This window comes from Lihuaxuella thermophila (genome assembly GCF_900110165.1).
GTDB classification, from domain to species: Bacteria; Bacillota; Bacilli; order Thermoactinomycetales; family Thermoactinomycetaceae; genus Lihuaxuella; species Lihuaxuella thermophila.
Window position 1 is genome coordinate 169826 of sequence record NZ_FOCQ01000008.1, and the last position, 23874, is coordinate 193699.

19 protein-coding genes and 3 pseudogenes are annotated in these 23874 nt (G+C 46.4%); 8 read left to right on the forward strand and 14 right to left on the reverse strand.

Annotation, left to right across the window (positions count from 1 at the left end; all coding sequences use genetic code 11):
• Positions 1–150: 150 nt before the first annotated feature.
• Entirely contained in the window at positions 151–2766 is a 2616-nt protein-coding gene (ppsA, locus tag BMW55_RS10880) for a phosphoenolpyruvate synthase (RefSeq protein ID WP_089968810.1), read from the reverse strand.
• 1251 nt (positions 2767–4017) lie between these two features.
• Between ppsA and BMW55_RS10885 the strand changes: the two are divergent.
• A pseudogene (locus BMW55_RS10885) lies at positions 4018–4630 on the forward strand (Tn3 family transposase); the annotation flags it as partial.
• Between the two features lie 23 nt (positions 4631–4653).
• Here BMW55_RS10885 and BMW55_RS10890 read toward each other — a convergent pair.
• A complete protein-coding gene (locus BMW55_RS10890) occupies positions 4654–5664 on the reverse strand; it encodes a site-specific integrase (RefSeq protein ID WP_170839874.1) in 1011 nt (336 codons plus the stop codon).
• 324 nt (positions 5665–5988) lie between these two features.
• Between BMW55_RS10890 and BMW55_RS10895 the strand changes: the two are divergent.
• Positions 5989–6246, forward strand: a pseudogene (locus tag BMW55_RS10895) (DUF2200 domain-containing protein); the annotation flags it as partial.
• Between the two features lie 111 nt (positions 6247–6357).
• A complete protein-coding gene (locus tag BMW55_RS19830; protein ID WP_280139769.1) occupies positions 6358–6492 on the forward strand; it encodes a hypothetical protein in 135 nt (44 codons plus the stop codon).
• Positions 6493–6686: 194 nt separating this feature from the next.
• On the opposite strand, the gene BMW55_RS10900 is transcribed toward BMW55_RS19830, so the two are convergent.
• Complete coding sequence (locus BMW55_RS10900; protein ID WP_089968820.1) at positions 6687–7205, reverse strand: S4 domain-containing protein; 519 nt, start codon at positions 7203–7205, stop codon at positions 6687–6689.
• 359 nt (positions 7206–7564) lie between these two features.
• Between BMW55_RS10900 and BMW55_RS19715 the strand changes: the two are divergent.
• Positions 7565–7672, forward strand: a pseudogene (locus tag BMW55_RS19715) (Tn3 family transposase); the annotation flags it as partial.
• A gap of 560 nt (positions 7673–8232) precedes the next feature.
• Positions 8233–9135, forward strand: coding sequence for an oxygen-dependent tRNA uridine(34) hydroxylase TrhO (gene trhO, locus BMW55_RS10910; RefSeq protein WP_089968827.1), 903 nt, complete (start codon positions 8233–8235; stop codon positions 9133–9135).
• Between the two features lie 153 nt (positions 9136–9288).
• Here the strand turns inward: trhO and BMW55_RS19955 are convergent, their stop codons facing one another.
• Positions 9289–9612 carry a dihydrofolate reductase family protein gene (locus BMW55_RS19955; RefSeq protein WP_089968830.1) on the reverse strand — a complete coding sequence of 108 codons (324 nt, stop codon included), beginning with the start codon at positions 9610–9612 and terminating at the stop codon, positions 9289–9291.
• 57 nt (positions 9613–9669) lie between these two features.
• Here BMW55_RS19955 and BMW55_RS10920 point away from each other — a divergent pair, with 57 nt between their 5' ends.
• A complete protein-coding gene (locus BMW55_RS10920; RefSeq protein ID WP_089969026.1) occupies positions 9670–11010 on the forward strand; it encodes a multi antimicrobial extrusion protein MatE in 1341 nt (446 codons plus the stop codon).
• Here BMW55_RS10920 and BMW55_RS10925 read toward each other — a convergent pair.
• Together BMW55_RS10925 and BMW55_RS10930 are read right to left on the reverse strand one after the other, a co-directional pair.
• Positions 11007–11288, reverse strand: coding sequence for a hypothetical protein (locus tag BMW55_RS10925; RefSeq protein ID WP_139179487.1), 282 nt, complete (start codon positions 11286–11288; stop codon positions 11007–11009). The two genes, BMW55_RS10920 and BMW55_RS10925, sit on opposite strands and share 4 nt — an antisense overlap.
• Positions 11249–12094 (reverse strand): helix-turn-helix transcriptional regulator, encoded by an 846-nt coding sequence (locus BMW55_RS10930; protein ID WP_244527537.1) that lies wholly within the window; start codon positions 12092–12094, stop codon positions 11249–11251. The genes BMW55_RS10925 and BMW55_RS10930 overlap by 40 nt, the downstream gene beginning before the upstream one ends.
• A 202-nt stretch (positions 12095–12296) precedes the next feature.
• On the opposite strand from BMW55_RS10930, the gene BMW55_RS10935 reads away from it, so the two are divergent.
• Positions 12297–13187 (forward strand): AraC family transcriptional regulator, encoded by an 891-nt coding sequence (locus BMW55_RS10935; RefSeq protein WP_170839876.1) that lies wholly within the window; start codon positions 12297–12299, stop codon positions 13185–13187.
• Between the two features lie 338 nt (positions 13188–13525).
• Here BMW55_RS10935 and BMW55_RS10940 read toward each other — a convergent pair whose 3' ends face one another.
• The 6 genes from BMW55_RS10940 to rpoN all read right to left on the reverse strand — a co-directional run bounded on the left by BMW55_RS10940 (position 13526) and on the right by rpoN (position 20005).
• A complete protein-coding gene (locus BMW55_RS10940; RefSeq protein ID WP_170839877.1) occupies positions 13526–14353 on the reverse strand; it encodes a sugar phosphate isomerase/epimerase family protein in 828 nt (275 codons plus the stop codon).
• Positions 14354–14447: 94 nt separating this feature from the next.
• Positions 14448–15410: a Gfo/Idh/MocA family protein gene (locus BMW55_RS10945; protein WP_089968849.1), complete on the reverse strand. Its 963-nt coding sequence runs from the start codon at positions 15408–15410 to the stop codon at positions 14448–14450.
• A gap of 19 nt (positions 15411–15429) precedes the next feature.
• A complete protein-coding gene (locus BMW55_RS10950; RefSeq protein ID WP_089968854.1) occupies positions 15430–16218 on the reverse strand; it encodes a sugar phosphate isomerase/epimerase family protein in 789 nt (262 codons plus the stop codon).
• Between the two features lie 214 nt (positions 16219–16432).
• Positions 16433–17158, reverse strand: coding sequence for a ThuA domain-containing protein (locus BMW55_RS10955; protein ID WP_089968858.1), 726 nt, complete (start codon positions 17156–17158; stop codon positions 16433–16435).
• A gap of 90 nt (positions 17159–17248) precedes the next feature.
• On the reverse strand, positions 17249–18214 hold the full coding sequence (locus BMW55_RS10960; protein ID WP_244527538.1) for a Gfo/Idh/MocA family protein: 966 nt from the start codon (positions 18212–18214) through the stop codon (positions 17249–17251).
• A gap of 405 nt (positions 18215–18619) precedes the next feature.
• A complete protein-coding gene (gene rpoN, locus BMW55_RS10965; RefSeq protein WP_089968866.1) occupies positions 18620–20005 on the reverse strand; it encodes an RNA polymerase factor sigma-54 in 1386 nt (461 codons plus the stop codon).
• 422 nt (positions 20006–20427) lie between these two features.
• Here rpoN and BMW55_RS10970 point away from each other — a divergent pair, with 422 nt between their 5' ends.
• Positions 20428–21990 (forward strand): alkaline phosphatase D family protein, encoded by a 1563-nt coding sequence (locus BMW55_RS10970; protein WP_089969035.1) that lies wholly within the window; start codon positions 20428–20430, stop codon positions 21988–21990.
• A gap of 157 nt (positions 21991–22147) precedes the next feature.
• Here the strand turns inward: BMW55_RS10970 and BMW55_RS10975 are convergent, their stop codons facing one another.
• Positions 22148–22960 (reverse strand): carbohydrate ABC transporter permease, encoded by an 813-nt coding sequence (locus BMW55_RS10975; RefSeq protein WP_089968870.1) that lies wholly within the window; start codon positions 22958–22960, stop codon positions 22148–22150.
• Between the two features lie 12 nt (positions 22961–22972).
• Entirely contained in the window at positions 22973–23848 is an 876-nt protein-coding gene (locus BMW55_RS10980) for a carbohydrate ABC transporter permease (protein WP_089968875.1), read from the reverse strand.
• Between the last annotated feature and the right edge of the window lie 26 nt (positions 23849–23874).

Genomic DNA, 23874 nt, shown 5'->3' on the forward strand with positions numbered 1-23874 from the left:
GTACACATAGGCCATTGCTCGAACACAGGGATTGGACCCATTGGAAGGTGAAGAGATTTCGGCGAAGTAAAAATCAGATAGGGATGACAAGACACCGCTCTGGTAACCACTGAAGAGGTGCTACTAATTAAATCTGGATGTATTCAGCAATCACAATATTTCAATATAGCCATCTGTTCCATTTACTCGAATTCGTTGCCCATCTTTTATCAACTTGGTGGCATTTTCAACACCGACAACGGCTGGTAAGCCATATTCACGTGCGATGACTGCTCCATGAGTCATCAATCCGCCAACTTCGGTGACGAGACCTTTTATGGATACAAACAATGGTGTCCAGCTAGGGTCAGTAAAGGTAGTGACTAATATATCTCCATCTTCTAGATCTGCATCTTCCATCTTTAAGATGACACGTGCTCTGCCCTCTATAACTCCGGAAGAAACCGGCAGACCTACAATCGCTTCGGCTGGGAGGTTTTCTCGCTTGTATTTACCTTGAATGATTTCACCATCAGACGTGATCACACGTGGGGGGGTTAGTTTTTCATATCGTTTGTACTCGTCTTTTCGTTTGCTGATGATCTGGTAATCCAGTTTATTTGTGCTGACGAGTTCGCGAAGTTCCTCAAAAGTAAGATAGTATATCTCTTCTTTTTCTCGTATTACGTTGGCTTGAACAAGCTGTTCGGCTTCTTCCGTCAAAGCCTGCTTATAGATGAAGTAGCGATTCATCATGGCGTATTTTGGATACTCCCGATAACCGATGAAATTCCGGAGCAGGCTGATCATTCGTTTTGTCTCTTCAGCTTTTCGTTCCCCATCCGGTAACTGCTTCAATCGATCCAATAACTCTTGTTCTTTATTCAAAGCTTTCTGTCGCCCTTGCTCAAATTTCCGCTTACCCGCACCAGGTTCAAAGTTCTTGATGTTACTGAGAATCATCGGGATGAGTGTAGATGGTTTTTCGCTCCAACGAGTGTTGGTAATATCGATTTCTCCGGTACATCGCATTCCGTATTTGTTGAGATAAGCAATGATCGCGTCCCTGGTTTCTCGCCCACCATCAAACTTAACCAGCTCATCCAAAAAGTGATCATCTTTTACGTGTTGTAAATAATGGATTACTTCAGGATAAGGACGAATCACATCTGCGACATCCAATAGCGCCAGACCCATTTCCGAAGTAATATTGTTTGGTACAGATAAAGAAAGTGTGTCTGCTACGTTTTTTTCACCCAACCACTTGTTCATTTTTTCATTGAGCCATAACGAAGCATCGATCGCAGCCGTAATCACACCCATGCTTTGCGGATCAGATAAAATCTTCTTTAATTGCTGGATATCTTTCAGAATAAAATCAAATAAATCCGGTCCTGATTTTGTTTGGATGTTATGCTTTAACTCTTCGATCGAGGTTTGACTACGCTTAATCAAATCAGAAACGATAGTCGGATCGTTTTCGATTTGTCCTTGAAAACCGGCAGACGACATCTCTTTATTGCTTTTATCAGGACTCGGTTCTTTTTTGTCATTTGGCAACGATTTGATAAATTCGTCTCTCTCTATGATGGCCATCAGTGCGTCTTTCATGAGCGGATCGTGTTGTCCCATGGCATCCAACAACATTCTTCTGCTGTCAGGTGATGCCAGATTCTGTGTGACATCAACAAACAACCTTCCGCCAGCTTTACGCATGGGTGCACGAGTTGTTAACAGGAAAAAAGACAAGCCCAATGGTTTGATGGGATCGGTCATCATTTGTTGGTGACCGACAGATACATAAACGTGATATTTTTGATCATTCGCTTCAGGGATGGGGTATAAAGTAGTGATTGGCCGACTCTGGACAATATAAAATGTATCATCAACCAAACACCATTCGATATCTTGTGGGCAACCAAAATAAGCTTCGATCTGTCTTCCGATGCGTGCCAGTTGTAAAATTTGTTGGTCAGTAAGTGTTTGCGTCTTTTGCTGATCAGGATCGATCTGCTGTGTCTCTGTTCCGCCTTCTTTTCGTCCATAGATAGCCAACTTTTTGGTTGCAATCATCTTATCGACAATTTTCTCTTCCTGTACTTTATAACAATCGGCAGATACCAAGCCAGAGACCACTGCTTCTCCAAGTCCAAAACCGGCATCGATGGATAGCAGCTTTCGGTTTGAAGTAATCGGATCAGCGGTAAATAAAATCCCAGAAGCCTGTGGGAACACCATCCGTTGAATGATAACGGATAGGTAAACCTGGCTGTGGTCTAATCCGTTTTGGATTCGGTAAATGACTGCACGATCTGTGAAAAGGGATGCCCAGCATTTGCGGATATGTTGTAAGATGGCTTCTTTTCCGATGATATTTAAATAGGTGTCTTGCTGACCGGCAAAAGAGGCATGTGGTAAATCTTCTGCAGTTGCACTGGAACGCACTGCATAAGCGTGTTCATCTCCAAACCGGGAGAGATAGTGAGCAACAGCTTTCACAACATCGGAAGGAATCTCTGCTTCCATAATGATTTTCCGAATCTTCCCGCTGATTCCACCAATTTGATCTTGATCCTCTACTTTTAGCGGTTTTAGTTGATCCAACAATGCGTGGAACGCTTCGTTTTGTCCGAGGGCTTTTTGATAGGCTTTTGTCGTTACACAGAATCCTTCTGGCACTTGTATTCCATGAATCTTCGATAGTTCCCCTAAATTCAACCCTTTTCCTCCGACGAGCAAAAGTTGCGTTTTATCTATCTCCTGAAAACTGACAACATAGGAACTCATTTCAATTCTCCCCTTCTTTTAAACTTTATCTACCGCAATTCCACCTTTGATGATGTGGAGCACATCTCCGAATTTTCGGGAGAACGACTACATCTGAACTTATTTCTTGCTTAATCAGACCATGTTGTTGATCGCGTTCGTTTGAAAGAGTGTTAGAGCGCCTAAGTATTTTTAGGATAAACTGGATATCAACTGTTGCCATTAGCATTCCTATCCGATTATAGTCTGGGTGTGTTTATTCCATTCGGTAGAATCTACGCTCGGAAAAGTTGATTACAATTATGTATAAATTCTAGAACTTAGCTCTAAGAAAAAACAGTCTATATCTTATTCCATTTATATTTTATAATTAAAATGGGAGGACATATTTTTTCGATTTCCAGGTTCTTACTGTTAAAGGAGAAGAGAAACTCTGCATCAATCTTTGGTACATATAATGAAGACTAGGGCGTGTCTGGCGAATCACTAATTAAGCCAAATCATCAGGGAAATCAAGGTAATGGCAGCATAAAAATAAACCGCCCGTTTTTCATAGCGCGTGGCAAAGCCACGCCATTGCTAGACGGTTAATGCAACGCTCAATTATGTTTTGGCGTGCGTATCGTTCTTTATTGAAGGAGAGAGGACGACCTGACTTTTTGGACCGGCGCTCAGCCTGATTTTTACGCTCCGGAATCGTGTGGGGAATGCCACGTTTGAGGAGAAGACGACGACAAAACGGATAGCTGTAGCCGTGATCTGCAATCAAATGATCCGGCCTCTTGCGAGGTCTTCCTTTTCCAAAACGGGGCACACAAATGGAGTCCAGCTTAGCATGTAATCATAGAAGATTCACCAGACACACCCTAATAACTTAAGCCGAGCAATATTTATGCTCGGCTTAAGTTTATGTTTAGGTATAATATCAGGAGGAATAGCCTGTAAAAAATCCTTCTACTTAAATTCGGCTTTTTCTATCTGTATGTAGCGAAACCATTCATCCAATAGCCAATAAATTACAGCGATTAAGTATCCAGGATTTAGAATCACAATTGCTTCTACTTTTTTTAAGAATAAGGGAGTTATGACAAAAAAGGCAACTGTTTTCACTGTTTTTCCCCTTTTTAATAACTTACTTCAGATAATAACAATGGCTCAAGAGTTCTCCCAAGGTTACTGTGACTCTAAGAAGACTTATGCGAAGAGTGATATTTTTTCGTGTAATCCGAAGTTTAGTGCCATTGTAGCCTATACCTGGTACATCGGGCAATAGGGACAGTTTCCAGTAAGAGTTTTCATGAAATCATGGAACGCCACGGATTTATCCATAATCTAAATCTGCCATTGGAAAATGGAAGAGACGTACATCAAAACCGTTTATTACAATTTGCAAGAGAGGGATCTCGTTATTCTAATCAGCATTTAGCACGTTTCAATGATTTAAAACGACATGCAACGCTGATGGCGTTCCTTATTCATATCTACGCCTTTTTAACTGACCAAGGTTTGGATTTGCATGATAAGTTGATCGGAAAAATGTTTACCCGTGGCGAACATAGCCATCAGGGAGGATTTCAAAAAAACGGGAAAGCGATCAACGAAAAGGTTTGTCTGTATGCTCAGGTTGGAAAAGCCTTGATCAAAGCGAAAGAATCCGAAGCAAGATCCCTTTTAATCATTACAAAGCATTATGCCATGGGATCAAGAGGAAGCAGAGCGATTGGCACGGCCCGTAGAGTTTGATTATTTGGATTTGCTGGACAACCATTATGGACATTTGCGCAAATATGCTCCCAAGCTACTGGAGAATAATGTGTTTAAGGCATCCGGACCTAGCGATCCCTTACTTCAAGCCCTCCATCTTCTCAAAGAAATGAATAAATCCAAACTCAATCGATCGACATTATTTCACCATAGCCCCTTGGTCGGATTGTTCTTCTTCACGTCCGCTTCCTCAATGTATCTACGCATGATTTGAATGCTCTTGTGTCCCGTGTGACGCATGATCACCCGTTCCTCAATTCCCATTTTGGCCGCTGTCGTGATAAATCCACGCCGGAGAGAATGGCCGGCAAATTCATCTTTGTCAAACCCTGCGTTCTCAGCCGCTTTCTTCAGGATTTCTGCAACCGTCTTATCACTGATTCGTCCGCCGATTTTTCCACCACGATAGAAACGGCGGAACACGGCTCCTTCTGTGATCTTCGCTTCCTTCAACCAGCGTTTCAGCAGCCGGACAGGACAAGTGGATGCTTTCTCTCCATAGTAGATAAACTTATCCATCCCTCTTCCTTCCTGGTCCGTTTTCGATCGCTTCAGGTGAACCCAGATCCCGTCTGTATCATCCTTGATGTCTTCCGCATTTAACGCAACCAGTTCAGATCGGCGGAAAGCGCCGGAGAAACCAAGAGAGATAATCGCCTGATCACGAATGTCTTTCAACTCTTGCCCCATCTCTTTGAACAAGGATTCCACGATCTCTTTCGTGGCCGCTCTCTTTTGCTTGGGAGCAACTCCCAATGTCCGGCTAATCCCTTTCATTGTTTCTCTTACAACCAACGAATTGGCGGGGTTGTGATACTCGAAATGTTCTCCCCTTTGCTTGGCTTCTTCAATCAACCGGGAGCCATAACGATCATATAACGCACGAATGGCAACGAGCCGGCGCTGGATGGTGGATACCTTAAAACCACGCTTAGCCAGATAGGAAAGATAGTTGGCGATCACTGTACCCGTTACCTGGATACCACGGATTCCCCTTTCCTTGAGATAATTATCGAAATCTCGTAAATCGAAACGATACGCGCGGCGAGTATTTTCTGACTGACTACTCTGAATAAACTCCTTTGCATCTTCCGACAATTCCGATTGAATCACTGGGAGTGTATGTGAATTTTTCACAATCTCGATCTTTGACATAGGACTCACCCCTGAAATTAATTCCGATAAGGTTCTATTATCGGAAGTTATTTTTAGCATATCACAAGATCTTGGTTGGCGGACACCAGCGATTTAAAATTCTTGTGGAAGAAGGGAACGTCAAAGTCGAGTGTTCAGTCGTCGATATTCCTGAAGAGAAAGAAAAAGCGTTAACATCGCTCTCAACAAAAAATTTCGATGAAAGAAATGTTGGCTATCATATAACCATGCCGAGGGAATCTTGACAAATACAAACGGTTACTTCGTTTGAGCCCGACTATTTTCTTGCTATAATAAATAAAACCGTATGAGCGAGGATGTATCATGATCAAACATCGGATCTATAAAATGAGTGTCGCAAGTGTCTATCCCCATTATGTTACGAAGGCGGAGAAAAAAGGACGTACGAAAGCAGAAGTCAACGAAATCATCCGTTGGTTGACAGGATATAGCCAGGAAGAGTTAGAAGCGCACCTGGAAAAACAGACAGACTTTGAGACCTTCTTTGCGGAAGCTCCACAACTGAATCCTTCGCGGGCTTTGATCAAAGGTGTGGTCTGCGGTGTCCGAATGGAGAAGATATTACGGAAATAATGATTAAAAACGAAGAAACACTGATTCCATTTATACGTCATGGTGGTGATCGCCTCCGGTTTCCTAGCGGGACTTGGCGTCTCCTTGGTGATCATTTGCATGAGGAAGCGTCCCATCAAGACGAGTTGGCGGGATCATGGCCTGTTGGCAGCCGCAATTGCGATGATCGGAGTCATCAATGGCTTGGTTGTCAGCATGTTGTTGTTGCTCGTTTTCGAGTTTTACCAACAGTAGATGGCGGTGGTGAGTTCGTACGTCGTCCGTATGAGTATGAACGTGTCATCCCTGAGTTTCCCATATAAATACGAATGACTTGAGATCCCTTGGTTCTCAAGTCATTTTTCCATTTAATGGATTGGTGGAACCGAATTTGCCGGATGCTCCTTCTACCCCACTTTAAGCAAGTGGGGTAGCAAAATGGCTTTTGGTCACAAACAACTCATATCCCGCAGGTGAAAATGGATATAGTCCTTTTCACAAAGCAAATACTTTGCCGCCACTGTTTGAGAGTTCACCTGGATGTTTCCTTGCTTAATCAGTTTTTGGATTTGGGTTCGGCTCACATCCTTAATTTTGGTCGAAAGCGCTCGATCCAATCTCAAGGGGCTTGCTACCGATTGGATGCAAATGCATAGGGTGTGAATTCCTTGTTTCGATAGTTCCCCAATGGAGATCGTTGGGTCTTCCACTGATTCTGGGCAAAGTTCTTTTTCTGTGTCATTGACTGTCAAAACCGGCTTGGCTTTGTAGATATCCAATTTCTTGTTCCAAGTGTGATCATTTGCGCATTTATAAATGGCAAATTGATAGATGTTTTTTCCGTTGGCATTATGTCTGCGTTTAGAAGAGTCCACAAAAGAAACCTTTCGTCCGCATTGCGGGCAATATCTGGTGACCGATTCCTCCGTTTCCAGATCAAATCTCCAATGAATATTCAGCACAGTCACTTGTTTTCACCTCTTAGGCAAAAGAACGCAGCGCAATCTCGTGTTAAAGGAGATATGAACTTTTCCAAAAAAAATGCGGAATAACCCTAAGGTTTTCCGCATGGTTTCGTTTATAACAACTTGATACCCGCGTTCCTTGTAATGGTTATAAATAGGCGCACTAATCCCTTGGTCAACTGTTGAAAAATCAAATTGGATCAGGCGCTATTTGATTATTTAAACCATTACAAGTTAGCTGGCATAAATTTTAATTCCCCTTTCAAATATCTCCGTGTATCATTATAGTACCATTATAAACTTATTTCTATGCGTTTTCAAATAATTTATTCAATTAAAATCCTTCCACTAACCACACATGTCAAAGTGAAGTCGGCTTTGCCCTCTGTCATCTACTTGGCTTTAAGTTGATGCCTCGATTGAAAAATATAGGCTCACAGAAGCTGTATAAGCAGATGGCACCGAATTCGAGCTTCGCTAGCTCTACCCCATTACCAAAGCACTGGACTTGATCAAAAAGCATATCGACACCAAGCAAAAGTATTTTGAAGTGGCCGATGACATGACACTTCATCATGAATTCTAGGCAATAAGTGTTCTTTTTGACTAATCTTTAAAAAGCCGGTAAGACTTCCTTCTGTTATAATGTTGTTTTTAATTGTTTAAGCTTTGTTTGTATCACAAACTTGTTTTTATATAAAACATATCTGTAGGAATAGTTATAATTACAATACTACTTTTGCTTGGCAGTGACGCACGATAAAAAAATTGATTATCAATCCTTCCCGAATGAAAATGCTTGTGTTTAAATTACACTTCCTTCAAAAGACCAGCAACGTCGCATCAAACCGGAAATACATAGTCGGATGATTTCTGGAACCTGGCTTTTCTTCCGCATATAATCCATCGCAATCGGGTCCTCCCTTCCAAATCAAAAACACAGGAGATGGCATTTGAGTTATGGGCAAAGTTATGTATACTATAGTGAGTGCAAGCACTTTTTTTATCATAGGAAGTGAGTGGATCAGATATGGTCGCAACAGAAAATCAGTATCGAATTCTTTTATATTATAAATATGTTCCGATTGAAAATCCTGTCGCCTTTGCAGATGAACACCGTGCCTTTTGCCAAGAATTAGGAGTGAAAGGCCGTATTCTGGTCTCGCATGAAGGAGTCAATGGGACGATCTCCGGGACAGTAGAACAAACACAAAAATATATGGATTATATGCATCAACACCCGTTGTTTCATGACATGACTTTCAAAGTCGATGAATACCACAAACACGCTTTTAAAAAGCTTTTTGTCCGTCCGAAAAAAGAGCTGGTAACGTGGAGATTGGAAGAGGACGTAAATCCCTCTGAAACTACCGGGAAACGCCTCTCTCCCAAGGAGTTTTACGAGCTCTTGCAGCGGGATGATGTGATCGTCGTCGACGGACGCAATGATTACGAATATGATATTGGCCATTTCCGCAATGCGATTCGTCCCGATGTTAAAACTACCCGTGAATTTCCTGAATGGATTCGCAAAAACTTAAGCCAATACAAAGACAAAAAAATCATCACCTATTGTACCGGCGGGATCCGCTGTGAAAAGCTGACTGCCTTTATGCTGAAAGAAGGATTTAAAGATGTGGCCCAGCTTGACGGCGGGATCGTAACCTATGCGAAAGACCCTGAAGTCAAGGGGAAACTCTTCTATGGTAAATGCTATGTCTTCGATGAGCGCATTTCCGTTCCCATCAACCAGGAGGAAGATGTTGTCGTTGGCAAATGCTATCATTGCGGAAAGCCGGAAGACAGATATATCAACTGTGAATATGACATGTGTCATAAGCAGCACATCTGCTGCCCGGAGTGCGAAGAGAAATACCAGGGCTATTGTTCGAAGGAATGCGAGGAAAAGGACCTGGTAAAATACGAGGGATAAGTTTCATTGCTTAAAAAGACCTGCTTAATTAAACGAAGCAGGTCTTTTCTTAATTTAACTAGAAACGGGTTCACAGCCGATTCCTTTCAAAAGACTTCATCACTCTTTCGAAAGAATAACCCTTCCCCGTCTGTGTTGAATGCATTAGGTATTTTACTTTACAACACGGAATCTAAGATGAGTGACACCAGGAGCCTCGATCAGCTTAGTTTTCTCTATTTTAATTTGATCAGTGCCCAAATGCTTGAACAATCGTACACCATTACCGAGCAGTACGGGCACCAGATGAATCTGTATTTCGTCAAGAAGGCCAGCCTTTATACACTGCCCGGCGATGTTCGCTCCTGCCGCACCGACATTTTTATCACCTGATGGTGATCGTTTTTTACTTCTATTGCCCCATTTGATTGAACATTTTACTGACATTGTTGAAATCGCTTTCTTAAGATTTACATTCAGACGGAACCCTCTTAACATTGTAAAAATGAATGGAGAATAAATGATGGTGTCAAAGAGGTGTCATCCGTGAACCTGATGTTAAAGCAGGTGCTGTTTTCCAACTACCGGTCCATTTCTTTCAAGGAGCTGGCTTTCTTTTTTCTTCCACTGGGGTTCAGCTCCTTGCTCGTCAACCTCTCCCATATTCTCATCAACGCCACGCTGGCCCGTTCCCCTTATCCTGAGGCCACGATCGCCAGCTACGCGGTGGCTATGAGTTTATTCGGACTGTTCGAAAAGCCGGTTGTCCTGCTCAGGCAAACCTGCTCCGCCCTGGTGCGCGATCGTATCTCGTTTGCCGCGATGTCCAAAGTGACGGCTTACACTTTAGCGGCCATCTTTCTGCTCTCTCTTTTGATCGCCTACTCGCCGCTGTCGGAGTGGATCTTCCGCTACGGATTCGGGGCTGAGGAAGCCCTGGTCAACCAAACGACTGCCATCTACCAGATTCTCATGTTTGTCACCATCTTCTCGGGACTCAGATGTTTGTTTCACGGAATTATCATCTACAACCGGCTCACCAAATGGCTGACAGTAGGAATGGTCATCCGCCTGATCGTCATGGGGATGGTGGCTCTGTTCTTCATCGCCACCGAACATGTTCATGACGGACGGGTGGGTGCGATTATTTTTCTTATTGGGATGTTCATTGAGTGTTCCGTAGCCGTTTGGGAAGGTTTCCGTTTGCGCAAGGCAATGCCGGAAGAGATTCCGGATCACCCCGTGCACAGCGTCCGGCCGATCTTCACCTTTTATCGTCCGCTCATCTTTGCATCTATCATCGCCGTGCTTATTTCACCGATCATTCATGCCTTTCTCGGCTGGACCGATGAGGCTGTGTCAGCACTGGCTTCCTTTGCGATAGCATCCAATGTGAGCAATATGGTACTCAGCTTTTTCACCTACGGACATCAAACAGTGCTGAATTTCTACAAACAGCATCCCCGGGACGTCATTCGTTTCACAGCGATGATCAGCCTGCTGCCAGCACTGCTCCTTGCCGCAGTCAGCTTTACGCCGGTCGGACCTTGGTTTTTGACGACCATCATGGGGCTGTCCGGGGAACTCCATTCGCAAAGCTTGTTGATACTACGCATCTACATCTTGTTCGCTTTGGTTTTCCCCTGGCTCGACTTCTGCAACGGTTTGCTCATGCTCAACGGTTTGACCCGGATCATGGCTTATTCACAGTTGGCCAACTTTACCGTAGTTTTAGTTAGCGCATTCTCGCTGGCCCTCTGGCAACCCGAATGGAACGGAATGATCGGGGCACTCGCTCTTTCGCTCGGGGTGCTGGCCGAATTTGCCGTTGACTCGATCGCGCTGAATCGCAAAGGAAATAAATTTGCAGGAATCAAACGTTCCGCTCACGGCTAGAGATGGCTGTGCTGGCGGGTCATTTTGCGATTTCTGCTCCAGACTGAATTCTCCCCCATCTCCTTCAGCGTGTTGCTTGAGCGCGTCAGATCACTGTATTCTAAAGCGTTCCATGCTTTTTCGGAAATCACCGCTTCACCTATGTCAAACCGTTTTCCTGAAAGGACTCCAATGGCCGTCATGATGCATTCTTCCACGGATGCAGGAAGAAGAGGGAGCGGCAATAATGCGCATTCTTTCACAACGGCATATCGATCCCGGCACGGCAGCGAACCCACTTGCGGTACTGCTCCGGGGTCATCCCTACTTTTTCCTTAAAAACCCTGCTGAAATGAGACAGATGTTTAAAACCAACACGGTAGCCGGCTTCGGTCACACTGAGATCAGGGTCGATCAGAAAGCAAATTTTTGCCTGGTTGATCCTCCGGTTCATCACGTAACTCATGATGGTCACACCGGTTACATCCTTGAACGTATGCGACAGATAATACTTGCTTAAGAATAGTTCATCGGCAATTCGTTCCAAGCTGATTTCTTCCGCATAATGCTTTTCTATATAGGAAATGACCCGCTGAACGATTAACTCTTTTTCTGTCGGCGATTCAGCGGCATGATCTGTCATCTGGTACTCTTCATAAATTTCGATCAGCAGTTGCAAAAACAAAAGCAAAAAACGTTGTTTGGCAAGAGGTTGTTGAACCGTATAATAACGGGACATGTCCGCCAACAACCATTCAACCTCCTGCTGTCTGCTCTTCCCCCCCAGCCGGAAACGGTAATTCTTCAACCGGTGGAACGGGAGCAGTAAATCGACCATATCCGGTGGGTTGAAAAACCTCCTTACGAACCGCGGATCAAAATGAATCAGGGAGCGGCAATACTCCACGGCCGGGTCAGGATTGGCCCGGTGCAAGGTCATGCCGTGCATAATGATTAAATCACCCGGAGCCAGCCTGTAGACACGGTCTGAGATTAAGTAGGTACATACACCGGAATGAAAATAGTAAATTTCGTACGCATCATGGGAATGAAAGAGAAAATTCTGAGCGCCAGTGCTTTTGCACATATATTTAAACTCAATCATCTTGGATCCCCGCTTTTGTTTTTCACATCACACCTGCCTGCCAGAGCTCCGACGAGCTGTCCGCGAAATAGCTTCAATTTGCTCCATTTGGCTTCAAATTCCGGCAATTATCTCTTTAGAGCATCCAGCTGTCCTTATCCCCCTTTTACACTTTATTTGATACAATCAGAAGAGAATGAAAGCAAGCTGTCAGGTGATCAGGATGTCCCAACAACCCTATTTCTACCGTACATACTCCCATTCAGCGAGCGAAACGGCCAAAAAAGTCTGGTTTCACGTTCATTCAGTCGGATGGTTTTCCTGTACTCCTGATTATGATGTCAAGCGAAAATCCTTCTACGATTACCAAATCAAGTATGTAGTCAGAGGGAGCGGTACGGTTGTGTGGCAAGGGCGTTCCTATCGCGTTGGACCTCGTGAACTCTTTTTTCTCGATCTCAATCAGGAACACCGTTACTTTGCTGATCCGGACGATCCGTGGGAAGTGCTGTGGGTTCATTTTGGCGGCCCGCAGTCGGCTGCTTATTACCAACTGCTGGAAGGACGCTCATCCCCGGTCTATCACGTCTCCCATCCCGTTCAAGTAGAAGCTTATTTTCGCCGGCTATACCACCTGTTTGGCCATCGCCCCATCGGCATGGAGCCCCGGGCTTCAGCACTGATTAACTGCATTTTAACCGAGATGATCGTCACGCGCATGGAGAGCGGCGTCACACAACCCGGGCTGGATGTTCCCCAATACCCGGATGCGATCCGGCGGGCCATCTACTACATGGAACATCACTTTCACGAGCCGTTAAAGCTGAACGAAATCGCACAAAAAGCTTTGCTCAGCCCTTTTCATTTTTCCCGGTTGTTCAAGCAATCAACCGGATATTCCGTCATGGAATACCTGCTCAAATTCCGGTTGACCCAAGCCAAACAACTACTGGTCGAAACGCAGCTCACCATCAGTGAAATTGCTGAAAAAGTCGGCTTTTCCGACCAAAGCTACTTTGGGAAAGTCTTTAAGCGCTACGAAAAACTAACGCCCAAAGAATTTCGGCTCACTTACAGCAAATCCCGGCCGCTCCCGCACCAGTTCCCCCTGTAAAACGGACAGAGAGCCATTCCGGTATTTACAGGGACTGTCCGGGAGAGACCACAAAGTTCATCAAATATGAGAAGTTCAGTTACGTGTCCCTAACAAAATAGCTCTTACTTTGTGTACATGACATCAAGGTAAGAGCTTTTTTATTCTATTTTCATTTAGTTAGCGCTTTGGTCAAAGGCGATTCACTATATTTTCTACTCTCTTCTCTTCGTTCTTCCTTCACGATACACTATTCTTTCCGTAGAGCATGTTGTCTTTATGGTCGCAGATGAACCCGGCTTTGTTCCACTTATTGATAACGGTTCTACGGCGGTCGTCTTGCGTTCATCCTCGGCTGATCACGGAATGAGAAGTTTCTCCACGGCTCGTCGCGCCTGAAGGGCCACTTCTGCTTCCGGCTGAACAAACGGTCGAGTTCGCAGGACTTCGATCGACACGGGCCCGTGATAGCCGGCTTCGCTCAATCCTTTGAAAAAACCGGGCAAGTCGATACAACCTTCACCGGGCAACAACCGTTCATGGTCCAATGCTTCCGCCGGGGAACAATTGGAATCGTTTACATGAACAAAAACAATTTGTCCGGCCGGAATCCGTTTGAGATCGTCAACAGTAGCTTGTGTGGTATACCAATGGTAACTGTCTACCAACAGACCGATATTGGGAGCGCCGATGCTGCTGATATACTCCAGGGTGTCCTCAATCGTGTAGACAAAGGGATAAGTTTTGTTGCGCAGATGATGCGGGCCCACAAATTCCAGTCCCAGCCGGATGCCGTAAGCTGCCAGCACATCCGCAATGAGCCGGAAGCGCCGCGCCAAACGGCTGGCATAAGGAACCGGCAATTCATCCACGGAGGGCTGCAGCCAGGTGCAACAACGGGTACAATCGAGCGCCAGGGCGAGCTTCGCATATTCTTTCAACTTGGATAATCCATCACGAAACGAGGACTCCTCCCCGGATACATTGACAGGAAGACCGATGCTGGCTAACCGGAGACCCCTGGCTGCAAACTCTTCTTTCACTTTCTGAATGCCGGTCTCTTCCACCCACCTCCGGATGCTGCCGATATCTGCTTCTACCCACGAATAACCTGTACTCTGGGCTATGTCAAGATATTGCTTCAAGTCGCGCGATACCGTTAATGAGGGATTTAAACAAGGTTCCATCTGATCCGCTCCTTTACCTTTTGCTATCTTGAAGACACCCTGAGTGAGGCATTTCCCCATCAAGGACTGAACATTTTTAGCCTGCCCGTGTTGATCATAGCTGGACCGGACGTCCGCTTACTGCCGATTCATTGGCTGCTACAGTGACCAAATGCGTCCTGTATGCATCCGCATAATCGGAACGGATCTTGGACGCATCCCCTGTGCGGATCGCTTCTATGAATACTTCGTCTTCAACATAATAGGGATCGGAACTATTCTGAACCGTCCGAGCTTCTCCTTTTCTCCGTTCGGTGAAGCTGTTTCGCCGCACCTCCAGGACCAGGTCGCGGGTTACGATGTTTAATCCGACCGTATAATACTGGTCAAGCAAACAGGAATTGGAAACAGTTCCCACTGCTCCGCTTGCAAATTTCAGCGTGATGGAACCCACATCCGGTACGGTCACCCCTTCCACGATCTCTTTCATGCCCCGGTTGCCATAGACCGCATACACTTCTGTAACATCGCCGAGCAAATAGCGGGCCAAATCCACGATATGTGTAGTCTGTTCCACCATCTGTCCGCCAGACTTGTCCATTTGCCGCCACCAGCCCACCATCGGCATATCCCCGAGCCAGTATCCCATCACCATTCCGGGCGTTCTCCCGGCAAGCGCCGCCTTAGCGGCATCGGAAGCATCGGAGTAGCGCCAGTGGTAACCGACAGAAGTTAACAGTTTTTTCTCCTCAACCGCTTGCAGAATCTGGTCAGCCGGTTCCCGTTCTGCAGCCAGAGGTTTCTCGATGAACATCGGAATGCCGCGCTTCACGATCTCCAACTCCGTTTCGCCGTGTGCAAATGGCGGCAAACAGATGTACACGCCATCCGGCTTTTCCCCATCCAGCAAATCGATCAAAGAGCTATAGGCTTTACAGTCATACTGCCGTGCGACTTCATTTGCTCGTTCTGTGTTAATATCATAAACCGCTGCGACACGCGCTCCCTCCATCCGGGCAATATTGCGCAAGTGCACTTGTGCAATGCCGCCTACTCCCACAAAACCGATATTTAACATGTTCGGCACCTCTGTTTCGCTATAGTTGAGATTTCATGAACTGCAGGGACTGAGCCAATGTCTTACCTTGATCCCCGGGTACGCCGCATTCCAGAGACATCCAACCTTTGTAACCGATTTCTTTTAAGGCCGCAAAACCTTTTTTAAAGTTGGTATGTCCCAGACCAGGCACAAGGCGGTTGGAATCAGCCAGATGAACATAGCCAATCCACTCACCTGCTTCTTTAATGGCTTTGGCGATGTCGGCTTCTTCGATATTCATATGGAAAAAATCAGCCAAAATGGTCATGTGAGGAGAATCGACGCGTTTGCAGATGTGGACGGCCTGTTCCAATCGGTTGAGCAGATGGGTCTCATACCGGTTCAGCGGCTCCAAAATAACTTTGGTTCCCTGTTGCCCCGCATATTCGGCCAATTCGCGCAACTGTTCAACCAGCAGCTCTTCTTCCGCTTCCACCGCCGTTTTCCAAGGGCTCATGTCCGGCAGCTGCGGGGGTCCGAAAATAGGCACGAGAATCACCCCGCCTGTCGCTCCTGTTTCCGCCGCCAAAGCAAGCATCTGTTTGAACTCTTGTTTGGCTTGCTCGCGCTCATCCTTGTCAGGGAAGAGGAAACCGAAACGAAATCCTCCGCAGATACAGGTAGCAGATATGCCGCTGTCCGTTAAAGCGGATTTTACTTCTTCCAACCGCTCCGCCAATCCATGGCCATTCAGTTCAATCCCTTCATAACCATAGGCGGCCAAGTTTTTTACTTTTTCGACAAAAGTGCTGCCTGGAACCAGATTTTCTTGAGCAGCAAATTTCATCCTCTCACACCCTTCGCCTGTTTGGGGTTTGTTCTCTAAATTAGAACTTTTTTATCTATTATATCTCCTTTTTTCTATCGATCCTTTGAGGAAATTGCTCATTATTAGTAGGATCTTGCGGTTGGTCTTCGTATTTGTATGATCGACCCACAGATCCCATACAGTTGCAAAAAAAACGGTCAAAGCCTTTTTATCAGCTTTGACCGAAGATTTTTTACCTCAGCTTCTCCAACGGTTGGACATTGGCGTACCGCGGGACCGGACCTCTTGACGGAGCTGCCCAGCGCGCGGCGTTGGCGATCACTTTTAGGATTTGGGGATGATGATAAGTCGGGTAAGTTTCATGGCCCGGGCGGAAGTAGAAGATTTTGCCGCGGCCGCGGGTATAGGTGCATCCGCTCCGGAAAACTTCGCCGCCTTTGAACCAGCTGACAAAGATCAGCTCATCGGGCTGAGGGATATCGAAAAATTCACCGTACATCTCCTCTTTTTCGATATCAATATACTCTCCGATCCCTTCGGTGATGGGGTGACCGGGCTGGACGACCCAAAGGCGCTCATTTTCGCCGGCTTCCCTCCATTTGAGGCTGCAGGTGGTCCCCATCAGTTTGCGGAAGATTTTGGAGTAGTGAGCGGAGTGCAGCACGATCAGGCCCATGCCATCCAACACTCTTTGTTGAACTTTCTCCACGATTTGATCCTGCACTTCATGATGAGCCAGATGGCCCCACCAAATCAAGACATCGGTATGGTTTAACACTTCATCGGTTAAACCGTGATCCGGTTCATCCAAAGTCGCCGTTCCTACTTCGAACCCCTCTTTGCTCAGGTGGTTGGCGATTGTCATATGAATTCCTTCAGGATATATGCTTTTTACATCTTCATCCTTTTTTTCGTGTCTGAACTCGTTCCACACCGTTACTCGAATCGTTTTTGACATTTTCTCCACCCTTTTATATAAAAGAATTTATGTTTGATGGATGGGATATTCCCTTGCTGAACCGGCGGCTCGGCAGCAGGTATTCCCAGACTATGGCCGGTATCCGGCTGCCTGGTAAATTTGCTCCGTCAATTGCACCACTTTCAGGGCAAATGTACCGGGAACCATCACTTCATGCCGCCCCAGAATGGCGTCGATAAAGCTTTTGTCCTGATTGGTCGTCGGTTCCGGCAGTTGGGGGACAACAGGCTCTTCGCCGTGACGATGAACGGTAATTTTGCCGTTATCGTAGAAGATTCCCCCTTGTTCGCCGCAAAACACATAAGTTTCATGCCAGCGAGGGGCATAACCGACGATGTTGAGCCCGGCGATCACGCCTTCCGCAAAGCGGATGGAAGTAAATGAGTCGATTTCCACCGGGGTTCCCTGTTGATGCATCGTCGTCCGCACTTCCACCGGAGTCAATCCTGTCGTCCACAACAACACATCCACGATGTGACTGCCGGAATCCATCAACATCCCGCCACCGGACAAATCCGGGACCTGGCGCCAAGTTCCGGTCGTCGCCTGCTTCCAGTTTTGATACAGGGAAGCAGTGATGGAGGTGAGCTTCCCGATCAGTCCCTGGGCTATGGCGCTCTGAATGTACATGAAATCTGGTTGGAAATGCCGCTGATAGGAGACCTGTAAAACTTTTCCCGCCTTTTCTGCCGTTTCTATCAATTTTTCCGCTTCTGCTGATGTACAGGTCATCGGCTTCTCCACCAACACATGCAACCCTTTGTTCAGAGCATCCGTAACCTGCTGGAAATGCAAGGTATGGGGCGAGCAAATGACCACGGCATCCAGTTCTTCCTGCTCCAGCATCTTTTTGTAGTCTGCAAATTGCTTCGCTTGCTGCAACCCGTGTTTGGAAACGAGATGATTCCGGCTAACCTCGCTGGGATCGGCAATAGCCACGATCTCCGCTTCGCCCAGTTCCGTCAGCTGACGTGCATGCCAATGGGAAATTCCACCCGTTCCGATCATACCAATCCGTACTTTGCTCACAACCATTCCCCCTCAAGGGTTTGCTGCTCCTGATCTCAGGAACCGCAGATTCTGTGAAATCGATTTCATAGAAGACCAATCAGAATCGGATACCCCTGATGTCTGTGAATCATCACATCGGTGCCACCCACCCGGTTAGATAAATATTTGATGATGGTCCGCTTATATCACGGACCGGTTTATTTCATTCCATATGAATTTAGATCATCGAAGTCGCAAATCCTCCCGTTAAAGGAATTTTTATAAACTGGTTACACAGTTTCCTCCGGATGTTCGGCAGCCGGAAGCCCCGGTTGAGGAACAGAGGGATTTTCATGGGGTCGCTTATGTTATATGTCTTTGAAAAAAACGAAAAAGGATCATCTCTGACAAAGAATATGTGAAAGACGATCCCTTTTTTCTTCTATTATTCTATTTATATCGTTTGCGTGCCGCAGAAGACGGGATTCCCATCTCCTCCCTGTACTTGGCAACCGTCCGGCGGGAAATGCGGATACCTTCCATGCGCAATTGGTCCGAGATTTTTTGGTCGGACAAAGGATTTTCTTTTTCTTCCTCAGCGATTAACTGCTGGATTTTGTTTTTCACTGTTTTTTGAGAAAGGTCCGCTCCCGTTTCTGTAGCCAGTCCCGACGGGAAGAAGAACTTGAACGGAAACAAACCTCTCGGTGTTTGTATATATTTATGCTGGGTCGCCCGGCTGATGGTCGATTCGTGCAGACCCACCTCTTCAGCCACTTGTTTGAGTGTCAACGGTTTTAGATAATCCACACCTTTTTCGAAAAACTCCTGCTGTTTGGCCACAATGGCTTCCGCCACACGATAAATGGTATCACGCCGTTGTTCAATTCCCTTGACCAGCCACACGGCTGATTGAATCCAGTTTTTGAGATAAGAGAATGTCTCATCCCCGTACAACTCTTTTTGTGCCAGCAGCTGTTGATAGCGGGAGTTGATCGTGAGACGGGGAAAATCGCTGTCATTCATGATGATCACATATTCTCCGTCTACTTTTTCCACAACCACATCCGGATACACGTATCGGGAAGAAGAATCGGCAAAACCGGCTCCCGGCCGGGGATTGCATTTTTTTATTTCATCGATGGCCGCTTGAACTTCAAGCACGTCGACACCCAACGTATGAGCGATTTTGCGCAGTTTGCCGTCAGCCACTTCGGGAAGGAACCGTTTGGCGATTTCAATGGCCAGTCGATTGGGTTTTTCCTTGCGCAATAACTGGATTTCAATGCACTCTGACAGGGATCTGGCTCCGATTCCCGCCGGATCCATGGAATGCAAAACAGACAGACATCTTTCCAACTTCTCTTCACTGATTTGAAACCGCTTACATACTTCTACGGCTTCAAAGTCCAAATATCCTTTTTCATCCAGATTTCCGATCAGATAAAGACATACTTTTTTAGCGACGGGATCAAGAGAATGGTCAAGCAACTGCTCTTCCAGCATATCTGTTAACGATTCCGGAGCTGCCGCCACACGCTCGAGCGTATTTTCTTTATCCTCCGAATATCTTCCGGAACTGTAATGGGAAGGTTTTTTACTGATATAGTTGACCCAGCGTTCCAGTTCTTGCGACGGAGTCCCTTCTTCTCCTTTGGGGCGAGTCAGATGCTCTTCAAGCTCCAGGACCGGGTTTTCCGTCATCTGCTCTTCGATGTAATGGAGTAAGTCGGCAGCGGAGTATTGCAAGATTTGGATGGCTTGCCGCAATTCCGGAGTCATCACCATTTTGAGCCTTTGTTCCTGCACTAAGTTAAAGCCCATCTGCAAAGCCACGTTCCTCACCTCCGCTCAAGTGGATGACAAAATTCGAACATGTTCGCATCATTTATGATCATGATATTAAGAATAAATGAACTTTGATTAATAAATCCATCTTTATTTTAACATATCTGCGAAGAATCTCTTAACCTCTTTTCTTTACAATGGTTTCCTATGATTCTGCTCTCTTCGCTTCTTCGTTAACCTGATCTGGATGATGATCTCTCCCGGGATTGACTTTTCCGCCCATCTCATATTGACAGGTAATTTAATAAACTCCTAAATCCCGCTTAAACCATGCCTAAAAGAAATCATTCATAATTTAATTGAATTCGAAAGAGACATGAAATTATCTTCCGGGAGAGAGGGAAATCACATTGAAAAAAGAACTGTTCAGTGAATGGGAAAAGTTTTTGAGCCGGTTGCAATCAAACGAAATGGATCGCCGCAGTTTTCTCAGGACCACAAGTAAGATATCCTTGTTGTCACTTGGTTTAACCATCGCCAATTCGCTTGAGGGGGGAACGGTTGAGGCATCTCCTAAGTTTAAAGACTACCCCTTTACCCTCGGAGTGGCCTCTGGAGATCCTTTGCCCAACGGAGTTGTTTTATGGACTCGTTTAGCCCCTGATCCTCTGAACGGAGGAGGTATGCCCACCCGACACGATGTACCCGTCAGATGGGAAATCGCTGCCGATGAAAGCTTCCGGAATGTCGTTCGGCAGGGTGTGGCGTTCGCCAGAGCCAGCCTTGGCCACTCGGTCCATGTTGAAGTGGACGGATTGCAACCGGGCCGGGAATATTTCTATCGTTTCAAGACGGGTGCAGAACTCAGCCCTGTCGGTCGGACGAAGACATTACCTGCTTGGGGAGCGCATGTCTCGAATCTCTCCTTTGCATTTGCTTCCTGCCAACAATATGAACATGGTTATTACACTGCTTACCGTCGGATGGCCGAAGAGGACCTTGATTTCGTCTTTCATCTTGGTGACTATATCTATGAATACGGACCCAATGAATATGTTGCGCCCGGAGGAAATGTTCGTTCCCATAACAGTCCGGAAATCATGACACTGGAAGATTACCGCAATCGGTATGCGCTGTACCGGAGTGATGAAGATCTTCGGGCGGCTCACGCAGCCTTTCCATGGATTGTGACCATGGATGACCATGAGGTTGAGAACAACCATGCAGGAGGAATCCCGGAAAAGGGGCAATCTCCGGAAGCATTTGTTGCACGCCGGGCAGCCGCATATCAGGCTTATTATGAACATATGCCTTTGCGGCGCTCCTCCTTGCCGCATGGTACGACCATTCAACTTTACAGGCGCTTTGCATACGGCAACCTGGCAGAATTCCATGTTCTGGATACCCGTCAGTATCGGGATGACCAGGCAAACGGCGATGGAACCAAGCCACCGAGTCCGGAGTCCATGAATCCCAACCGGACGCTCCTTGGTTCGGAGCAGGAGAGATGGCTTCTCGATGGTCTCGGCCGTTCTCAGGCGCGATGGAATGTTCTTGCCCAGCAGGTTTTCTTCTCCTACAGAGATTCTAAAATCGGAGACGGCGAATTGCTCAGCATGGATTCCTGGGATGGTTACCCTGCTAACCGGGACCGCATTCTCCGTTTCCTTGTCGAGAAAAAAATCTCAAACTTCGTCGTTTTGACAGGGGACGTTCATGCGAATTGGGCCAGCGAAATAAAGGCCGATTTTCAAGATCCGAACTCACCGACAATCGGTGCGGAATTTGTCGGTACTTCGATCTCATCCGGCGGAGATGGATCCGACGCGACGAACCAGCACATTTTAGCTGAAAATCCGCACATTAAGTTCTACAGTAACCGACGAGGCTACGTGCGCTGTCTCGTTACCCCCGAGACCTGGCAAACGGATTACCGGGTTCTGCCTTACGTGAGCCGTCCCGGTGCACCTGTCACCACGCAGGCATCATTCATCATGGAAAACGGGAAGCCTGGATTGCACAGAGCAAATTAATAAATAACCGTTAGCTGTTGCAGGTCAGTTTCTCCACCCAACCCGGTATAACTTTCACCTGCACAGCATCATAAAACAGAAAATGACTTGAGACCCCTGCATGGTGTCTCAAGTCATTTTTTATCCATCATACGATCAGATCGGGCAGAAGTTAAAATTACTTCAGGCCGGTCGTTGCAATTCCTTTGATGAACCATTTCTGGAATATCAGGAAAACAATCAACATCGGAATCGTCATAAACATCGTTCCCGCCAAATCAACGTTCCAGTAGGCCACATACTGCCAGTGGAAGGAGTTCAGGCCAACCGGAAGCGTGTACATATCTTCGGATGAAGCGAGCAGGCTGGGCCACATAAACGAATTCCAATTCCCCAGGAACATAAAGATCGTTTGGGCGGCTAATGCCGGTTTGGCAAGCGGGAGCGCCACCCGCCAGAAAATGCCCCAGCGGCTCAATCCGTCAATGGTGGCCGCTTCCTCCAGTTCTTTCGGCAGCGAGAGGAAGAACTGACGCATCAAAAATATGCCGAACGATTGAGTAAGAAACGGAATGGTAAAGCCCCAGTAAGTGTTAATCCATCCCCACTCGGCAAGCATGATATAGACCGGAATCATCACGACCTGACCCGGAACCATCATGACACCCAACACCACATAAAACAGCAATTTTCGTCCCGGAAATTGGATTCGAGCGAGTGCATAGCCGCAAAGGGTGTTAAACAGCAGGTTCCCGAGTGTAACGGCAACTGCGATAAACACCGAATTCAGAAACCAGGTGAAAAAGGGGAATTTTGTTACGATATACTGGTAATTTTCAAAGGTCAGGTGACTGACGGGCACCCACATTTTATCCAGATCGGGTGTTGTTTTCAAAGAGGTATAGAGCGACCAAAGGAAAGGAATGAGTGTCAATACGGCATATCCGATCACAACAGTGTAGTATAAAATCTTGATCCATCGTCTCCACATCTGACTCCCCTCCTAGGCCGTCTCTTCCTTGAAGAATTTCTTTTGAATGAATGTCAAAACCAGAATTATCAAGAACAGAACGAACGCCATTGCCGATGCGTATCCCATGTCAAAGTCCTTAAATGCGGTCCGGTATAAGTAAAAGACAACCGTTAACGTTGCGTCTTGCGGGCCGCCTTCTCCCTTTGAAATCACGTACACCTGGTCAAACACCTGGAATGTCCCGATGATCGACATAATCAACACAAAAAATGTGGTCGGACGCAACATCGGCCAAGTGACGAACCGGAACTTCTGCCAGGGAGAGGCACCATCCACTTCCGCCGCTTCATAAAGGTCGGTGGGGATGTCTTGCAACCCTGCCAGATAGATCACCATAAACTGCCCGACGGTTGTCCAAATCGCCATCATCATCGTTGCCGGCAGCGCAAACTTGATACTGCCGAACCAGTCATGCGTGGGAAGCCCCAAATGGGACAGAAACAGGTTTACAATCCCGTCGCTTTTGAACAGGTACATAAACATCACAGACACGGCAACGGTCGATGTGACCGTCGGCAGAAAATAGACCACCCGGAAGAAGGTTTTCCCTTTAATTTTTGAATCCACAATCAAAGCAAGCATCAAAGCGATGCAGATCTGGACGGGAACCACACCGAGCGAATAAAAACTTGTATTTTTGAGTGCCTTTAAAAATCGCGGGTCCTGAAACAACTTGACATAATTATCCAATCCGATCCATTTTGCTTGATCAGGTGCCAAAAAAGAAAACTCATGAAAACTGATGTAAAACGCATAAAAAATCGGGCCGATCAGAAATACTGCCAGCGAAACCACAACAGGCATGACAAACAGATATCCGGTGATCATGTCTCCGCGTGACCGCATCGGTTTCCCCCCTTCTTGTATCATGG

Bases quoted from the DNA above. Each gene is read 5' to 3' on its own strand.
- ppsA (WP_089968810.1), bottom strand. From the start codon at position 2,766: ATGAGTTCCTATGTTGTCAGTTTTCAGGAGATAGATAAAACGCAACTT.
- BMW55_RS10890 (WP_170839874.1), bottom strand. From the start codon at position 5,664: ATGTCAAAGATCGAGATTGTGAAAAATTCACATACACTCCCAGTGATT.
- BMW55_RS19830 (WP_280139769.1), top strand. From the start codon at position 6,358: ATGAGGAAGCGTCCCATCAAGACGAGTTGGCGGGATCATGGCCTGTTG.
- trhO (WP_089968827.1), top strand. From the start codon at position 8,233: ATGGTCGCAACAGAAAATCAGTATCGAATTCTTTTATATTATAAATAT.
- BMW55_RS19955 (WP_089968830.1), bottom strand. From the start codon at position 9,612: ATGTTAAGAGGGTTCCGTCTGAATGTAAATCTTAAGAAAGCGATTTCA.
- BMW55_RS10920 (WP_089969026.1), top strand. From the start codon at position 9,670: ATGTTAAAGCAGGTGCTGTTTTCCAACTACCGGTCCATTTCTTTCAAG.
- BMW55_RS10930 (WP_244527537.1), bottom strand. From the start codon at position 12,094: ATGATTGAGTTTAAATATATGTGCAAAAGCACTGGCGCTCAGAATTTT.
- BMW55_RS10935 (WP_170839876.1), top strand. From the start codon at position 12,297: ATGTCCCAACAACCCTATTTCTACCGTACATACTCCCATTCAGCGAGC.
- BMW55_RS10940 (WP_170839877.1), bottom strand. From the start codon at position 14,353: ATGGAACCTTGTTTAAATCCCTCATTAACGGTATCGCGCGACTTGAAG.
- BMW55_RS10945 (WP_089968849.1), bottom strand. From the start codon at position 15,410: ATGTTAAATATCGGTTTTGTGGGAGTAGGCGGCATTGCACAAGTGCAC.
- BMW55_RS10950 (WP_089968854.1), bottom strand. From the start codon at position 16,218: ATGAAATTTGCTGCTCAAGAAAATCTGGTTCCAGGCAGCACTTTTGTC.
- BMW55_RS10955 (WP_089968858.1), bottom strand. From the start codon at position 17,158: ATGTCAAAAACGATTCGAGTAACGGTGTGGAACGAGTTCAGACACGAA.
- BMW55_RS10960 (WP_244527538.1), bottom strand. From the start codon at position 18,214: ATGGTTGTGAGCAAAGTACGGATTGGTATGATCGGAACGGGTGGAATT.
- BMW55_RS10970 (WP_089969035.1), top strand. From the start codon at position 20,428: ATGGATCGCCGCAGTTTTCTCAGGACCACAAGTAAGATATCCTTGTTG.
- BMW55_RS10975 (WP_089968870.1), bottom strand. From the start codon at position 22,960: ATGTGGAGACGATGGATCAAGATTTTATACTACACTGTTGTGATCGGA.
- BMW55_RS10980 (WP_089968875.1), bottom strand. From the start codon at position 23,848: ATGCGGTCACGCGGAGACATGATCACCGGATATCTGTTTGTCATGCCT.